18 protein-coding genes and 1 rRNA gene are annotated in these 15,149 nt (G+C 35.6%); 1 reads left to right on the forward strand and 18 read right to left on the reverse strand.

Translation table 11 applies throughout. The features are described 5' to 3' along the window. Positions 1 to 8: 8 nt before the first annotated feature. The 8 genes from ispE to metG all read right to left on the reverse strand — a co-directional run bounded on the left by ispE (position 9) and on the right by metG (position 7,458). A complete protein-coding gene (gene ispE / locus CQZ94_RS25565; protein WP_142395934.1) occupies positions 9 to 878 on the reverse strand; it encodes a 4-(cytidine 5'-diphospho)-2-C-methyl-D-erythritol kinase in 870 nt (289 codons plus the stop codon). 196 nt (positions 879 to 1,074) lie between these two features. Next, a complete protein-coding gene (gene sspF / locus CQZ94_RS25570; RefSeq protein WP_002094215.1) occupies positions 1,075 to 1,254 on the reverse strand; it encodes an acid-soluble spore protein SspF in 180 nt (59 codons plus the stop codon). Positions 1,255 to 1,345: 91 nt separating this feature from the next. Beyond that, on the reverse strand, positions 1,346 to 1,609 hold the full coding sequence (gene veg, locus CQZ94_RS25575) for a biofilm formation stimulator Veg (RefSeq protein ID WP_002107294.1): 264 nt from the start codon (positions 1,607 to 1,609) through the stop codon (positions 1,346 to 1,348). 238 nt (positions 1,610 to 1,847) lie between these two features. Beyond that, positions 1,848 to 2,711, reverse strand: a complete 864-nt coding sequence (gene yabG / locus CQZ94_RS25580) for a sporulation peptidase YabG (RefSeq protein WP_105587677.1) — start codon at positions 2,709 to 2,711, stop codon at positions 1,848 to 1,850. Positions 2,712 to 2,821: 110 nt separating this feature from the next. Then, positions 2,822 to 3,700, reverse strand: a complete 879-nt coding sequence (gene rsmA, locus CQZ94_RS25585) for a 16S rRNA (adenine(1518)-N(6)/adenine(1519)-N(6))-dimethyltransferase RsmA (protein WP_105587678.1) — start codon at positions 3,698 to 3,700, stop codon at positions 2,822 to 2,824. Further along, positions 3,697 to 4,254 (reverse strand): ribonuclease M5, encoded by a 558-nt coding sequence (rnmV, locus tag CQZ94_RS25590; RefSeq protein WP_105587680.1) that lies wholly within the window; start codon positions 4,252 to 4,254, stop codon positions 3,697 to 3,699. The genes rsmA and rnmV overlap by 4 nt, the downstream gene beginning before the upstream one ends. A 260-nt stretch (positions 4,255 to 4,514) precedes the next feature. Then, complete coding sequence (locus CQZ94_RS25595; protein WP_105587682.1) at positions 4,515 to 5,282, reverse strand: TatD family hydrolase; 768 nt, start codon at positions 5,280 to 5,282, stop codon at positions 4,515 to 4,517. A 166-nt stretch (positions 5,283 to 5,448) separates the two neighbouring features. Further along, positions 5,449 to 7,458, reverse strand: coding sequence for a methionine--tRNA ligase (gene metG / locus CQZ94_RS25600; protein ID WP_105587683.1), 2,010 nt, complete (start codon positions 7,456 to 7,458; stop codon positions 5,449 to 5,451). A 490-nt stretch (positions 7,459 to 7,948) separates the two neighbouring features. Between metG and CQZ94_RS25605 the strand changes: the two genes are divergently transcribed. Beyond that, positions 7,949 to 8,233 (forward strand): transition state genes transcriptional regulator AbrB, encoded by a 285-nt coding sequence (locus tag CQZ94_RS25605; RefSeq protein WP_000843037.1) that lies wholly within the window; start codon positions 7,949 to 7,951, stop codon positions 8,231 to 8,233. Positions 8,234 to 8,253: 20 nt separating this feature from the next. Here CQZ94_RS25605 and rsmI read toward each other — a convergent pair whose 3' ends face one another. The 10 genes from rsmI to rrf all read right to left on the reverse strand — a co-directional run bounded on the left by rsmI (position 8,254) and on the right by rrf (position 15,076). Beyond that, positions 8,254 to 9,129, reverse strand: a complete 876-nt coding sequence (gene rsmI / locus CQZ94_RS25610) for a 16S rRNA (cytidine(1402)-2'-O)-methyltransferase (RefSeq protein WP_105587685.1) — start codon at positions 9,127 to 9,129, stop codon at positions 8,254 to 8,256. Next, positions 9,098 to 9,388, reverse strand: coding sequence for a GIY-YIG nuclease family protein (locus CQZ94_RS25615; protein WP_105587687.1), 291 nt, complete (start codon positions 9,386 to 9,388; stop codon positions 9,098 to 9,100). The genes rsmI and CQZ94_RS25615 overlap by 32 nt, the downstream gene beginning before the upstream one ends. After that, positions 9,375 to 10,115: a tRNA1(Val) (adenine(37)-N6)-methyltransferase gene (locus CQZ94_RS25620; RefSeq protein WP_105587688.1), complete on the reverse strand. Its 741-nt coding sequence runs from the start codon at positions 10,113 to 10,115 to the stop codon at positions 9,375 to 9,377. The genes CQZ94_RS25615 and CQZ94_RS25620 overlap by 14 nt, the downstream gene beginning before the upstream one ends. Before the next feature lie 120 nt (positions 10,116 to 10,235). Continuing rightward, on the reverse strand, positions 10,236 to 10,586 hold the full coding sequence (gene yabA / locus CQZ94_RS25625) for a DNA replication initiation control protein YabA (protein WP_002009639.1): 351 nt from the start codon (positions 10,584 to 10,586) through the stop codon (positions 10,236 to 10,238). A gap of 14 nt (positions 10,587 to 10,600) precedes the next feature. Further along, positions 10,601 to 11,428: a PSP1 domain-containing protein gene (locus CQZ94_RS25630; protein ID WP_002144546.1), complete on the reverse strand. Its 828-nt coding sequence runs from the start codon at positions 11,426 to 11,428 to the stop codon at positions 10,601 to 10,603. A gap of 5 nt (positions 11,429 to 11,433) precedes the next feature. Beyond that, complete coding sequence (gene holB / locus CQZ94_RS25635; RefSeq protein ID WP_105587689.1) at positions 11,434 to 12,417, reverse strand: DNA polymerase III subunit delta'; 984 nt, start codon at positions 12,415 to 12,417, stop codon at positions 11,434 to 11,436. Positions 12,418 to 12,452: 35 nt separating this feature from the next. Then, positions 12,453 to 13,079: a dTMP kinase gene (gene tmk, locus CQZ94_RS25640; protein WP_105587691.1), complete on the reverse strand. Its 627-nt coding sequence runs from the start codon at positions 13,077 to 13,079 to the stop codon at positions 12,453 to 12,455. A gap of 1 nt (position 13,080) precedes the next feature. Then, positions 13,081 to 14,502 (reverse strand): aminotransferase class I/II-fold pyridoxal phosphate-dependent enzyme, encoded by a 1,422-nt coding sequence (locus CQZ94_RS25645; protein ID WP_105587692.1) that lies wholly within the window; start codon positions 14,500 to 14,502, stop codon positions 13,081 to 13,083. A gap of 79 nt (positions 14,503 to 14,581) precedes the next feature. Beyond that, a complete protein-coding gene (locus CQZ94_RS25650) occupies positions 14,582 to 14,761 on the reverse strand; it encodes a sigma factor G inhibitor Gin (RefSeq protein WP_105587694.1) in 180 nt (59 codons plus the stop codon). 199 nt (positions 14,762 to 14,960) lie between these two features. Next, positions 14,961 to 15,076, reverse strand: a 5S ribosomal RNA gene (gene rrf / locus CQZ94_RS25655). Positions 15,077 to 15,149: the final 73 nt, after the last annotated feature.

A 15,149-nucleotide genomic window follows, 5' to 3' on the forward strand; every position in this document is an offset into this window, starting at 1 on the left:
ATACGTCTTTATTCAAGCGTTTCTCGCTCTCCTAATAAACGAACTGCATATACTTGCTCGCAAAATCCTTTTAATCCGTTATATATACGATGCATTCGCGAATCATGGTGCACAAGACCAAATACAGTTGGACCACTTCCACTCATTAATACGGCATCCGCACCGAATCGTTTCATCTGCGCCTTAATACGTGCAACCTCAGGATGCATCACAAACGTAACATCTTCTAAAACGTTACCAACAGTATCACAAATCCCCTTATAGTCCCCGTCATTAATGACTTCAACCATTTTATCTACATTTGGATGTGTAACACGATTTAATTTTAAATTTCCGTACACATCAGCAGTAGATACACCGATGTGGGGCTTTGCCAAAATAACCCAACAAGAAGGTGGAGTCTTTATATGTTCAATTTTTTCTCCTCTTCCAGTGGCAATTGCAGTTCCGCCATATACACAGAACGATACATCTGACCCAATTTCTGCGCCAAGCTCTGCTAATTCCTCAATTGTCAGCCCTAAATTCCATAACTTATTAAGGCCACGTAATGTCGCTGCTGCATCACTACTTCCACCTGCTAATCCTGCGGCTACTGGAATCGTTTTTTCAATAGTAATAGATACACCTTTTTTTACATTAAACTTCCCTTTTAATAATTTCGCTGCTTGATAAGCTAAATTGCGTTGGTCGTCTGGGACATACCGATTATGGGACAAAATTTCAATACGGTCTTCTGCTAATTCCATTAGCTCTAAACGATCTGCTAAGTCGATCGTTGTCATAATCATTTTCACTTCATGATATCCATCTTGCCTTTTTCCCAGTACATCTAACGACAGATTAATCTTTGCTGGTGCTTTCACTAGTAGCTTCAATCTATTCACCCACTCTATGTACTCAATCTTTTATCGTTTATTTTACCATAAATTTATAGTAAGACGATGACACTTCCCTAATTATAACGAAAAGCACTCAGAATGAAACTACTTATGTCAAATGATGGCACCTTTTAGCGTGCAAAAAGCCGAGGAATCTCTCCTCGGCTACCGTAGCATAGAAAGTATCTTACAACTACTGGTTTCGTTTCATTAATTGCTGTTCTGCAATTTCTATAGCACGTTTCACCATATTACCAGCATCTTTCGCACGAATTCCGCCCCATCCTTCTTTCTGAACAACATCATAAAAGCCAAGCTCTTTTGCAAGCTCTTCTTTAAATTGATTTGACATGACTCCTCTTCGTCTACTCAATGCAGAGTCCCTCCTTATTTTGCTACGGTATAATTAGTATGCAAAATAATATAGCGTTTCATTTGTGGGAATATATGTAACAAATAACACATTAATTATAAAATGCTTCATTATGAGGTTCATCGTAAAATGTTAACTCTACTGTCTCTGTTAAAACATCTGCATAACTATAAGATACACGTTGTAATGCATCTTCTTGCTGGTCTAACTGTACAACAAACACAGAACGATACGTTTCTGCAAGCACACCCGATTGCTCCACAGTTTTTCTTCTTCCACTATTCGCCTTTAACACAAGTCGCTGTCCAAGATGGTGATCTAATTCGCTTTTAATTTCATCTAAACGTTTTGACATATACCTTGCTACACCTCGCTGTAATTTAGATTGAACACTTAAAGCACGATATATCTATCCCAATTATTAACCGCAATTTACAGACAATATCATTATAAAAGCATTATGCGTTCAAATAGATAGAAGAAATACTATATTGTACAAGTATCATTGTATAGTCTGCACGTTCTTGTCGCTTTTTATCCAGATTCATTTAAATCATTTCCACATAAAAAAGCAAGATACGTATGTACCTTGCTCATTCATCATAATGTTGAAAGGGTAATCCCGTTCGTAAAATCCCTCTTGTTTCAATTCCGCCTAATCCCTTTTCACCAGTAATTGTATTACGCACAACGTCCCATACATTGACTCTTTCCATAAATGAGGTGAAACTAACTTTGCCGACTACATATACCGGATCTAGAGCATGAATATTAATTCTAGACGGTGAACTAGCGAAATTAGCACCTGCTCGAATCAACGCCTCAAAGTGTGATTGACAAGCCCCAGCAAAAATAACGAGTTGATCTAATGATGGATACTTTTTTCGCACTTCTCGAACGGCCTGTACAAAATGTTTAGAATGTCTATATGCTGCTAAATCTCCCATAGCTCCTTTTGACTTTGTATATGCATCATGTCCTGTAATAACTAAAATGTCTGGGCGAAAATGATCTATTAAGTCTACTACCTTTTCATGCATCTCCGTTTCCTTACAATGAATACCTTGAACAGGAACGCCTATTTTATTATATAAGTCTAAGCACTTGCGCAAATATAAAGGATCTCCATCTATATGCAATACACGCCCTGGCATTTGAAAATAATTCACTTCACTTGTATATCCACCAGTTGAAGTATGTTCATGTCTTTGTTTCATCAACACGTAATCTTGCTGAAACAACCGGTAAGTACGCTCCATTGTTTCTTTTTCACGCTTCACTCTTTTTTTATGTTCTCGTTGATCTATACTAATTAAATCTGCAAGTGGCGCATCCGCCACAAGTCTAATTTCCTCTCCAAATAATATTGCTATCTCGCCTTTTATTTCTATAATACGAAAAAGAATATCCCTATTATGAGAATATCGTTCAACTAATTCTCCAACATGTAAAGCCATTCTCCTACCTCCAAACTCGTTAGGCCATCTTACCTGTTTTTAAAGTATGAATTTAGGAAAGGAAAGGTGACAAAAGGGACAGCTCAAGTTGAACTGTCCCTTTCATATTCTTATGACAATTTATGAAGAATTAATGCATTACTTAATGTTGCAAACTCTTCGATAGATAGCGTTTCGCCTCTTCGCTTCGGATCAATTCCTATTTCTGTTAAAATTCGATCCAACAGCTCTTTATCTTTCGGGAAACCATTTAAATTATTTGATAAATTATTCATTAAAGTCTTACGACGCTGTGCGAAACTTGCTCGTACTACTTCAAAGAAGAAAGTTTCATCTGTCACTTCTACAACTGGTTTAGGACGCTTTAGAAGACGGATAATCGCAGAATCAACATTTGGTTGTGGTACAAACACTGTACGCGGTACAGTCATAACTGTTTCTACCTCTGTATAATACTGAATGGCAATTGATAAAGAACCATACTCTTTCGTTCCGGGTTTAGCAGCTAAACGATCTCCAACTTCTTTTTGCATCATAACAACAAATCCACGAACCGGTAATTTTTCTTCAAGCAATTTAAATAAAATTGGCGTTGTAATATAGTATGGTAAGTTAGCTACTACCATTACATCTTGTCCTTCTTCAAATTGCTCACTAAACACTTCATGTACATCTGCCTTTAGTACATCTTTATTTATAACTGTAACGTTGCTATATGGAGCTAACGTCTCGTCTAAAATTGGTAATAATCTCTGATCAATTTCAAAAGCCACTACTTTTTTTGCACGCTTCGCCAATTGCTCTGTTAACGCACCGATACCTGGTCCAATTTCAATTGCGCCACTTTCTGAACCGATTTCTGCGTGATCAACGATACGATTTAATACATTTGTATCAATTAAAAAATTTTGTCCTAAACTTTTTTTGAATGAAAATCCATACTTTTCAACAATGTCTTTCGTACGATTTGGTGTTGCGATATCCTTCATTTTTTTTCCTCCTGTATTACTTGCTTATAAGCTTCTGCAAATGATTCCTTTGAAACTTGAAACATTTGTAAACGTTTATGTAACTGTTTTGCGTTTGTATAACCAATCTTTAATAGCTTACCCACTCTTTCTCTGCGGCTCTTTGCCATTTCTCCGCCCACTAAGCCCGCATCGACTAGATCACTCCAACTAATTTCACTTGTGTAAGCTTCCATTTCTTCATGTATATTCTCTAAAGCACGGCGAATCGACTCGTTAGAAGCATGTTCGATTCCAACACCTTTTTTCCTTTTAGCAAGTGCTTCTTCCTTCGATAAAAAAGCATGCTTACATCCAGGAACCTTGTCAGAAATAATTTTTCGAATACGCTCTCCAGGATAATCCGGATCTGTGAAAATAATAACGCCTCGTTTTTGCTGCGCTAATTTAACTCGCTCAATAACATGATCACCGATTGCTGAACCGTTCGTTTCGATTGTATCCGCACCAACAGCACGTTTAATCGCAACTGTATCATCTTTACCTTCTACAACGATAATCTCTTTAATTTTCATGCTTGCCTCCACACTCGTTTCATCTCTACTTAGTAAAACAAAAAAATGACGACTTTTCCATTATTATTTTCCCAATCTTACATTTTAAAAAGTAGAAGAGAAAAATCTTTGTTCACTACCCTTATTGTAACACTTCTATCTCCATCTTAATTTATCCACAATATTTCTACACTTATGTTATGAGTAAATAGTGGGTTCTTATCATTTCTACTATCTCCCTTCTCAAAAAACAAAAAAAGAATGGGAATCCCCATTCTTTTTTATTCAACACCAAATAAGGCTTTGGCATTCTTTGTTGTTATTTTTGCTACTTCGTCATAAGAAATTCCTTTTAAATTCGCAATTTCTTCTGCTACCAGTTTTACATAACTCGGTTCATTTCGTTTCCCTCGAAATGGATGTGGTGTTAAATATGGACAATCTGTCTCTATCAATAATTTTTCTAACGGAATCTCCATAGCAACTTCTTTCGGTTTCTTGGCATTTTTAAATGTTACTGGCCCACCTAATGAAATTAAAAAGTTCATATCGACACATCGCTGCGCTACTTCTACACTACCACTAAAGCAATGCATAATGCCTCCTACTTCAGCTGCATTCTCTTCCTCTAGGATATCAACAATATCTTGAGTTGCATCGCGGTTATGTATAATAATCGGTAATTTCACCTTTTTCGCTAATGCAATTTGTTTACGGAATACTTCCTTTTGTATTTCTTTTGGAGACTTATCCCAGTGATAATCTAATCCCATTTCTCCAATTGCAACTACTTTAGGGTGGGCAGCTAATTCTTCTAACCAAGCTAAATGTTCTTCTTTCATGTCGATTGCATCAACGGGATGCCATCCAACTGCAGCATAAATAAAATCATAAGCCTCTGCTAATTCAATTGCTTTCTTTATCGTTACTTCATCAAATCCAACAACAACCGTATATGTAACTCCCACTTCTTTCATTCTCGCGATAACTTCTTGTAAATCTTCTTCAAATTGCTCTGCATTTAAATGTGAATGTGTATCAAACAACATAATAAATAACTCCTTTTATATTGAAATCAATTCTCTCATAGAAAAACTACACTCTTTCTAACTTAACGATAACAATACTACAATTTTAATGCAAAAAAAGGGAATTTAAAAAGAAAAAAGACGCTTCACCAATGTTACACGTGAAACATCTCTTTTCTTGTCTCAATTACTTGATTTTTGTACCGTTTGGTAAATTTTGGTCAACTGATGCTAATGACAATACGCCATTCTCTTCACCTGCTAAAATCATACCTTGTGATAATTCACCACGTAATTTTACAGGTTTTAAATTCGTTACACAAATAACCTTTTTACCTTTTAGTTCTTCTGGAGAATAGAATTTAGCAATCCCAGAAACCACTTGACGCTTCTCTGTACCTAAATCAAGCTGAATTTTTAACAACTTATCTGCTTTTTTCACAGGTTCAGCGGATATTACTTCAGCTACTCGTAATTCTACTTTAAAGAAATCATCAATTGTAATTTCTTCTGCCTTTGGTTCTTCTGCTTTTTTCTCTTCTACTTTAGGAGCAGAACCTTGCATTTGTTCTTTAATATACCCCACTTCTACTTCCATTTCCAAACGAGGGAAAATAGGGTTTCCTTTTTCTACTTTTGTTCCAGCTGGAATACATCCAATTGTAGATAGGCTTTCCCAAGATTTATGCGCCTCTTCAGTAAGTCCAAGTTGAGCAAACATCTTACTTGGTGCTACTGTTAGGAATGGCATAAGCATAATACCTGTTTGACGAAGTACCTCAGCTAAGTGGGCCATTACAGACGCAAGTTTTTCACGATCATTCTCATCCTTCGCTAATACCCACGGCTGCGTTTCATCAATATATTTGTTCGTACGGCTAACTAATTGCCAAATGGAACTTAGCGCCACAGAGAATTCCATATTCTCCATTGCCTCTTCTACTTTTTTCAATGTATCTTTGGCAAATGTCACTAGCGTTTCATCGAACTCAGTTACATTTGCTTTAAATGCAGGGATTTCCCCGTTAAAGTATTTATCAATCATAGCTACTGTACGATTTAATAAATTCCCTAAATCATTCGCTAAATCAAAGTTGATTCGTTCAACAAATCCTTCTGGTGTGAATACTCCATCAGATCCAAATGGAACTTCGCGAAGTAAGTAGTAACGCAATGCATCTAATCCGTAACGATCAATTAGTGTAACTGGATCTACTACGTTTCCTTTTGACTTACTCATTTTTCCATCCTTCATTAAAATCCAGCCATGAGCAAAGACTTTCTTCGGAAGTGGTAAATCTAAAGCCATTAAAATAATTGGCCAATAAATTGTATGGAAACGAACGATTTCTTTCCCAACTAAATGGACATCTGCTGGCCAGAATTTTTTATACTTCTCGTCGTTTTCTGTTCCATATCCTAATGCAGTAATGTAATTAGACAACGCATCTACCCATACATAAATAACGTGTTTTGGGTTACCTGGAACACGAACTCCCCAGTCAAATGAAGTACGAGAAACAGCTAAATCTTCTAATCCTGGTTTAATGAAGTTATTAATCATTTCATTTTTACGGGACTCCGGCTGAATGAAATGAGGGTTATCTTCATAGAACTTTAATAGTCGGTCTACATATTTACCCATTCTAAAGAAATAAGATTCTTCGCGAACAAGTTCTACAGCGTGACCACTATCTGGGCTTTTTCCACCAACTACTTTGTCACCTTCCATAATTGGATCTACCAATTGATGCGCTGTATAGAATGTTTCATCTTGTACAGAATACCAACCTTCATATTCATCAAGATAAATATCGCCTTGATCTACTAGCTGCTTGAAGATTTTCTCAACAACATCTTTATGACGATCTTCAGTTGTACGAATAAAATCATCATAAGAGATATCCATCTTCTCCCAAAGTTCTTTAATCCCTGATACAATGTTATCCACATATGCTTGTGGTGTAACATTTAGTTCTTCTGCTTTCTTTTGGATCTTCTGCCCATGCTCATCAGTTCCTGTTAAATAATGAACATTGTATCCTTGCATACGCTTATATCGTGCCATCGCATCTCCTGCTACTGTCGTATAAGCATGTCCAATGTGTAACTTTCCACTTGGATAATAAATTGGGGTAGTAATATAAAAGGACTTATTTTCCTCTTTCATCGTTTTGGACCTCCCGAATAACCTCATATGTATTTATAAACAGTATATCAAAAACTCACATATAAAGTGAAACTTTAATCCGTGGGGGGGGTGTTCATCCCCCATGGATTATTAGCCCACACCAATCGGGCTGTTACGAGCAGTTGATCTCCCACTTAACTTCTTTGCTCCGGCTAAATTTTGAAGCGGGAGTATTACTGCTCGTTAATGCGGGATAAAAACGAGTTAATGCTCGATATCTTTATCATCTATTACTCATATTCAAAAAAATATACAATATTTTTTTCTGAAAGGTATAAACATTATAAAAGAATAATACGAAACAATTGTAGAAATGACTTACATTCTATTATATATAAGAAGTATAAAAATCTATAAATCTTTTTTAAAAATATAGAATTTAAGAATTGACGGAAATGTAAATGATTGGTATCATATGTCCATAGGGTATTTTGTCGAAAAATGACGAATCAAAAAAATAGACTCGAAACTGATAAACTATTAGGAGGAACAAAATATGAAATCTACTGGTATCGTTCGTAAAGTTGATGAATTAGGTCGTGTAGTAATTCCAATCGAATTACGCCGTACTTTAGGTATTGCAGAAAAGGATGCTCTTGAAATCTACGTTGATGACGAAAAAATCATCTTAAAGAAATATAAACCAAACATGACTTGCCAAGTAACTGGTGAAGTATCTGATGGTAACCTATCTTTAGCTGAGGGTAAAATTATCTTAAGCAAAGAGGGCGCTGAACAAGTCTTAAACGAACTTCAAGATTATATCGAAACAGCAAAATAAGCTTCTCAATTATGAGAAGCTTATTTTTTATCAACATGATAGATTTGATATACGTCTCGTTTCGACAAATCTCGGTCTTTAGCGACTGTTTTTATCGCTTCTTTTGAATTCATACCTTTTTCATTTATATAATGTTCAATATGATTATATACTGAAATAGACTCCCACCATTGTTCTTCTTGAGTAGGTTCTTCTGTTGAACCTGCTACTAAAATACAAAACTCACCACGAACTTCATTTTGCTTCGTCCACTCAATCGCTTCTTCAATTGTTCCACGAATAAACTCTTCAAATTTTTTCGTTAGCTCACGACATAATACGATTTCCCTATTTCCTAATACTTCTTGCATAGAGATTAAAGTGTCATCTAAACGATGTGGCGCCTCGTAAAACATCATTGTAGTCGGAATATAGCGTAGTTTTTCTAATTCAAGCTTACGTCCCTTTTTATTTCTTTGCAGGAAACCATAGAAATAAAAATGTTTTGTCTCAAGTCCTGATGCAATTAATGCTGTAAGAGCTGCATTTGCCCCAGGAAGCGGGATAACATGATATTGTTCTGCTACAGCCTCTACAACGATATCATAACCAGGATCTGAAATACATGGCATACCAGCATCGCTCACAATGGCTACAGTCTTACCTTCTTCTAACTTATCTAAAATTTTCCGTCCACTTACTCCTTTATTATGCTCATGATAACTCATAACCGGTGTTTCAATTTCAAAGTAATTACAAAGCTTCTTCGTTTGCCTTGTATCTTCCGCAGCAATAACATCTGCCTCTTTTAAAATTCGGATTGCACGAAATGTCATATCCTCTAAATTTCCGATTGGAGTCGGTACTAAATATAAAACTCCCTTTTCATTTTGCTGAAAGCTTTTTTGCTGCCACATAGCGTTCTCCTTTTTGCATATATTCTTCTTTTTGTTTCCTCGTTAACCGTTTAAAGTGATATTCAGCTTGCATAGCCGTTCGTTTATCCTCATGATCCTCTACATATTTTAAAACAACTGGAAGCCTAGCACGTGTATATCTAGCACCTTTTCCACTATTATGGGTCTGAATCCGTTTTTCTATATGATTTGTATATCCAGCATAATAACTTCCATCAGAACACTCCACCACATAAAAACAATGCTTATTCTTCTCCATATAAAATTGAACGAAGCTCCTTTGTATATTCGTTGTTTTCTTCATATACAAAAAGAGGTGGTAAGATTTTTAAATCTGCATTCCCATCCTTAATTCCTTCAATTAACAACGTATTCGCTTCTTTACCAGCCTTAGGATAAACAAATCGCACACGTTTCGGTTCGATTTTGTATTTACGCATTAATATGACAATGTCGAGCAAACGACCTGGACGATGTACAAATGCTACTTTCCCACCCTGTTTCACTAACTGGCTACTTGCATATACAACATCCTCTAATGTGCACATAATTTCATGACGAGCTATCGCTAAATGTTCATTGATATTCTTCTCAGAAGTTTGTGGTGTTTGAAAATAAGGAGGATTACATGTTACAACATCATATTGATGACGTCCAAGTTTCTCCGGCATATCTTTCAAATCTCCATGGATTAAATGAATTCTTTCTTCTAAATTATTATATTGAACGCTTCTTATTCCCATATCATATAAGCGCTCTTGAATTTCTACACCTGTAATTTTCCCTTTTGTCCTTGTACTTAATAAAAGAGGGATAACTGCGTTACCTGTACACAAATCAAGTAAATTACCTTTTTGAATTGGCACCCAAGCAAAATCTGCAAGTAAAACAGCATCCAAAGAAAAATTAAATACTGATGGACTTTGTACAATCTTCATATCTTGCGCTAATAAGTAATCTAAACGCTCATCTTCATATAAATTCATATATTGCTCCCTTTCTTACACTTAACCTACCCTATTTCATCCTCTATTAATGTAAAAATAAATTTCATTCTACTCTCATGTATAAAAAATTACCTTTCCAATTATATTGGAAAGGTAATCTCACTTTTTATTTAAAAATGACAGACAGAATAAACAATCTCCCTCTTTACGTACACTTCCATAATGTAGATTGCAAATATGAAAACCTTCTTGATATAGTCTCGCTAGGTTATCGTAGCCTTCACCAATATCTGTCTTCGCCTTCATTTCTTTGCGTTTTTGAGTTTTTTGTTTTTCCTTGTTCTGCACTTCTTCAAAACGATGTCGCAAATTTTCATTTTCCATTTTTATATGTTGGTTTTCTTCCAATAATTCTGCAAGATGTTGTTTTAATTCTCCCAACTGTTTGTATAAATGTCCAATTTGCTCTTCCATACTAGAAACCGATGCAAAAATATCCTTTTTCTCCACAAGCACCCACCTCATTAATCTGTGGTTTGACTCGAAACGACCCCTTTATTAATTAATTCATCTAACGTATATTCTACTATCCGTTCCTTGTCTACTAGTTCCACTTGAATTAATCTTTCTAAAATATTTAATCCGATAACACGGCCAGTACCTTGCGGTGTTTGTATACGTTGATCTAAATCAGGAAGTTGTTCCTTTGCTGCCTCATATTCATCATTCTCATATTTTAAGCAACACATTAAGCGACCACATAAACCAGAGATTTTTGCAGGGTTTAATGATAAATTTTGATCCTTTGCCATTTTAATGGATACAGGTTCAAAATCTCCTAAAAAAGTAGAACAACAAAGCATACGACCACATGGACCAATACCACCAAGCATTTTTGCTTCGTCACGAACGCCGATCTGTCTCAGCTCAATTCTTGTCCTAAAAATTGCCGCTAAGTCTTTCACTAGTTCCCGGAAATCAATCCGACCATCCGCAGTAAAGTAAAAAATAATCTTATTACGATCGAACGTATACTCTACATCTACAAGCTTCATATCAAGATTATGTTCTCCTACCTTTTGTTGACAAACTTGATATGCTTCTTTCGCAGCATGTCTATTCTCTTCAACAATGGTACGATCATTTTCATTTGCAATACGAATAACTTTTTTAAGCGGTAATACAACGTCGTTTTCATCAACTTGCTTTTTGGTAATAACTACTTTCCCATATTCAATACCTCTTACCGTTTCTACTATTACAAACTCATTTTCTGAGATATCGAACTGATTTGGATCAAAGTAATATACCTTTCCGGCCTTCTTAAAGCGAACACCTACTACATCATACAAAACGGTCATCCCTCCTGCAACCGCAACACTAACTGTTCGAACACAAGCTGCGCATTTACATTAGCGTTGATTCTATTTTTTGCCTCTAATATATTAAAGAGAGCTGATACAATGCGCTTCTGAGCATAAGAAAAGGATTCAAACATCTCTTTCTGCTCATGAAAAACAAGACGATCTTCTTCTCCAAGTTGAACATATAATAAATCCTTATAAATAAGGAGTAACATATCTAAGCCTTGCTGTAATTGTTCTTTCTCTCCAAAGTGCTTTCCCCATTTTTCTTGTACAAAAAAAATAGAGGCCTTATCTTTTTCGAGCGCTTCACATAATTTTATCACTAAAGCTCTCGCTTGTGCAAACCATTCATCATTACACATTAATAAAGCTTCTTCAAAACTATTTGTAAGCTGCGCAGCAAGTGTAGATAAAGAAACTGTAATACCTTCTTCCTCTAACCTCTTAATTAAAGATTCTGTAGGCAACGGCCTAAACGTAACAACTTGACAACGAGATAAGATTGTATTTAAAATCTGATGACTTTGTTCAGTAAGTAAAATAGCTGTTGTATCACTACTTGGTTCTTCTAAAAACTTTAAGAGCGTATTCGCTGCATTTGCTGTCATACGATCTGCATGCTCAATAATATATACTTTTTTATTTGCTTCTAATCCTGTTTTTGAAAACTCTTCTTGTAAATCATGAATTTGCTGTTTTTTAATAGATAATCCATCTGGTTTTACAATATGTAAGTTTGGGTAGTTACCTGAATCAATTCGGCAACAATTCGTACATACATGACAAGGCTCTACACCATTTCTCCCTGAACAGAGAAAACTTTTTGCCATTTGAATTGCTGTGGCGAACTTCCCAGTCCCTTTCCCTCCCTCTAACAAGTAAGCGTGGGATATACGCTCTTTTGCAATGCTATTCATCAACATTTTGACACCGATGGGCTGTATAGCAGAAAGCTGCTCCCACGTATTTATCATACTGCATACCTCACTTATTTCATTCTTTCCTTCTATTATAACAATTTATCTTCTATAATCTGAACAACTTCTTCTATAAGTTTTTTCATTGGTTGATCAGCATTTACTAATACAATGCGATTAGAGAAACGCTCTACAACTTGTAAATAGCCTTCACGCACACGTTTATGGAAAGAGATATCTTCCATATCTAGTCGATTTACTTCACGTCCTGCATCTTTTTCAATTCGTGCTAAACCTACCTCCGGCTCAATATCTAAATAGATTGTTAAACTAGGCATACAATCTTCCGTTGCGAAACGATTAATTTCAAATACTTTATCCATACCTAAGCCTCTTGCATATCCTTGATACGCTAAAGAGCTATCTATAAAACGATCACATAGTACAAGATAGTTTTCCTCAAGTGCTGGCATAACTTTTTCCACTAAATGTTGTCTACGTGCAGCAGCATATAAGAGCGCCTCTGTACGTGCTTCCATCATCGTATACTGTTGTTTATGTAAAATTGTTCTAATATCTTCAGAAATTGCAATACCACCCGGTTCTCGCGTCGCCATTACCTTTTGTTCCTTTTGCTCAAAATATGGTAATAAACTTTTAATTAATGTTGTTTTACCCGAACCTTCTGGCCCTTCAATTGTTACAAATAATCCCTTCATCCTAAAACCTACTTTCTACATCATACACGTTCATATATTTCGTACTACCTTGAAAACGAGCCCCTGTTTTCTCTAAATGAGTAATTTGCTTTGTATGTTCTTGAGTAATTCTCTCTCCATACATGATCAATGGAATTCCAGGTGGATACGGAATCACCATTTCTGCAGCTATCATACCAACGGCTTCTTCTATAGATACTAACTTCGTTTCGTATCTCTCTAATTGTTTATACGTATACGGTAAAGGGGAAATCTCCCCTTTATAAGTATAACGAATTGATGCTGTCTTGTCTTTTACCTTATATTGCTGCAAAGCTAATCGAATTATCTCTATAGCTTTCATATACTCCTCATTTACTTGTAACGGTAATATAAATAGGACGTTATATGGATCTGCCATTTCCGTATATATACCAACCTTTTCAAATACAGACTGTAATTCATACCCCGATAACTGACAGCGAGTTTGCACCGTAACCTTTAATTCATCTTGCGATGGATATTGCAAAATGGATATTTGTGGGATAGATCGCAATCCTTCTTTAAATCGGCGTAAAAACTCAACGATTTCATCATGACCCTCTTCCTTTATAACTGCTATTGCAAAACGTGCTATATCAAGAGAAGCCATAATTGGATACGACGGGCTACTAGATTGTAGCATACTTAAATAGGAGGAAACTTTTTCTTCGCTCACCAAACGGCTATTTATATGTAAATAAGATCCCATTGTCATCGCAGGTAATGTTTTATGTGCGGAATGAACCACAATATCCGCACCATAAACTAATGCTGACTTCGGGAATGGCTCCCCTATACAAAAATGTGCCCCATGGGCTTCATCCACTAGAACAGGAATTTTATGTGCATGTGCGTAAGCGATACTTGCCTCTAAATCAATTCCCATACCATAGTAATTAGGATGTGTTAAAATAAGTGCTTTTGCATTTGGATACTTTGTAATTGCCTCCTTAATAATTTCATCATGAACACCTACTGGTACGTTATGTACTTCATCAATCCATGGATTTAAAAAGACCGGATTAGCCCCTACTAATTTCAAACCATTAATGATTGATTTATGACAATTTCTTTGTACGAGGACAATATCATGTTCGCCGCAGCAAGACAAAATCATTGCTAAATTTCCAACTGTTGAACCATTAATTAAAAAATAACTTTTGGGCACGCCATATACTTCAGCTAATAATTGCTGTGCTTCATCTATACATTCAAACGGGCTATGTAAATCATCTAATCCTGTTAACTCTGTTACATCAATCGATAATATGTCCTTAAACCCCCCTGAGGCTTTCTGAGGGAAGTTTAAACCATTCTTATGACCCGGAACATGAAAAGATAGTAGTTGCCTTTCTTTAAATTCCATTAACGCCTCATATAAAGGCATACGATTTTGATTCATATATATCTCTTCCTTATTATTCATTCTGTATCTATTATACAGATATTAGGGAAAAAAAAATAATAGGCATAATGCCTATTTAAAAATATGATACTTCTAATTTTCGCAGTTGTTTTAAATAATGTATATACTTCGGGTCATTTGTCTCAGTATTAACCAGATTTCTTTCGCACTCGTAACATATTAAATTATTATATACATATATTCCTTCTCCTCTTTTTGTCTCACAAACGATGCAAATTTCACTTGTTAATTTCATAATCTTTCCTCCCTTTTTAAATAAACATATTATATACCTCTATTCCTTAACAAATTTCAGAAAAATATACATCAATTTCTTATATAATATGATTTACTCTTGGGCAACGTGTTTGTATTACTTATGTATTCCCTTTACTTCTTTCGTGTACTGTTTAAAAACAAAAAAACACAAGTCAAAAGACTTGTGTTTTTATCTTGCTTGGCGACGTCCTACTCTCACAGGGACAAGGTCCCAACTACCATCGGCGCTAGAGAGCTTAACTTCCGTGTTCGGTATGGGAACGGGTGTGACCTCTCTGCCATCATCACCAAACTATTGAAGGTATATTCCTTCAAAACTAGATAACATTTGCTTCATATTATATGGTTAAGTCCTCGATCTATTA

The sequence above is a fragment of the Bacillus sp. MYb209 genome (assembly GCF_002975175.1).
In the GTDB taxonomy this organism is placed as follows: Bacteria; Bacillota; Bacilli; order Bacillales; family Bacillaceae_G; genus Bacillus_A.

Coding starts and splice junctions, on each gene's coding strand:
- veg (WP_002107294.1), bottom strand. CDS start 1,609: ATGTCAAAACGTTTAGATGAAATTAAAAGCGAATTAGATCACCATCTT.
- yabG (WP_105587677.1), bottom strand. CDS start 2,711: ATGGCTTTACATGTTGGAGAATTAGTTGAACGATATTCTCATAATAGG.
- rsmA (WP_105587678.1), bottom strand. CDS start 3,700: ATGAAGGATATCGCAACACCAAATCGTACGAAAGACATTGTTGAAAAG.
- rnmV (WP_105587680.1), bottom strand. CDS start 4,254: ATGAAAATTAAAGAGATTATCGTTGTAGAAGGTAAAGATGATACAGTT.
- CQZ94_RS25595 (WP_105587682.1), bottom strand. CDS start 5,282: ATGTTGTTTGATACACATTCACATTTAAATGCAGAGCAATTTGAAGAA.
- metG (WP_105587683.1), bottom strand. CDS start 7,458: ATGAGGTTATTCGGGAGGTCCAAAACGATGAAAGAGGAAAATAAGTCC.
- CQZ94_RS25605 (WP_000843037.1), top strand. CDS start 7,949: ATGAAATCTACTGGTATCGTTCGTAAAGTTGATGAATTAGGTCGTGTA.
- rsmI (WP_105587685.1), bottom strand. CDS start 9,129: ATGTGGCAGCAAAAAAGCTTTCAGCAAAATGAAAAGGGAGTTTTATAT.
- CQZ94_RS25615 (WP_105587687.1), bottom strand. CDS start 9,388: ATGGAGAAGAATAAGCATTGTTTTTATGTGGTGGAGTGTTCTGATGGA.
- CQZ94_RS25620 (WP_105587688.1), bottom strand. CDS start 10,115: ATGAATTTATATGAAGATGAGCGTTTAGATTACTTATTAGCGCAAGAT.
- holB (WP_105587689.1), bottom strand. CDS start 12,417: ATGATAAATACGTGGGAGCAGCTTTCTGCTATACAGCCCATCGGTGTC.
- tmk (WP_105587691.1), bottom strand. CDS start 13,079: ATGAAGGGATTATTTGTAACAATTGAAGGGCCAGAAGGTTCGGGTAAA.
- CQZ94_RS25645 (WP_105587692.1), bottom strand. CDS start 14,502: ATGAATCAAAATCGTATGCCTTTATATGAGGCGTTAATGGAATTTAAA.
- CQZ94_RS25650 (WP_105587694.1), bottom strand. CDS start 14,761: ATGAAATTAACAAGTGAAATTTGCATCGTTTGTGAGACAAAAAGAGGA.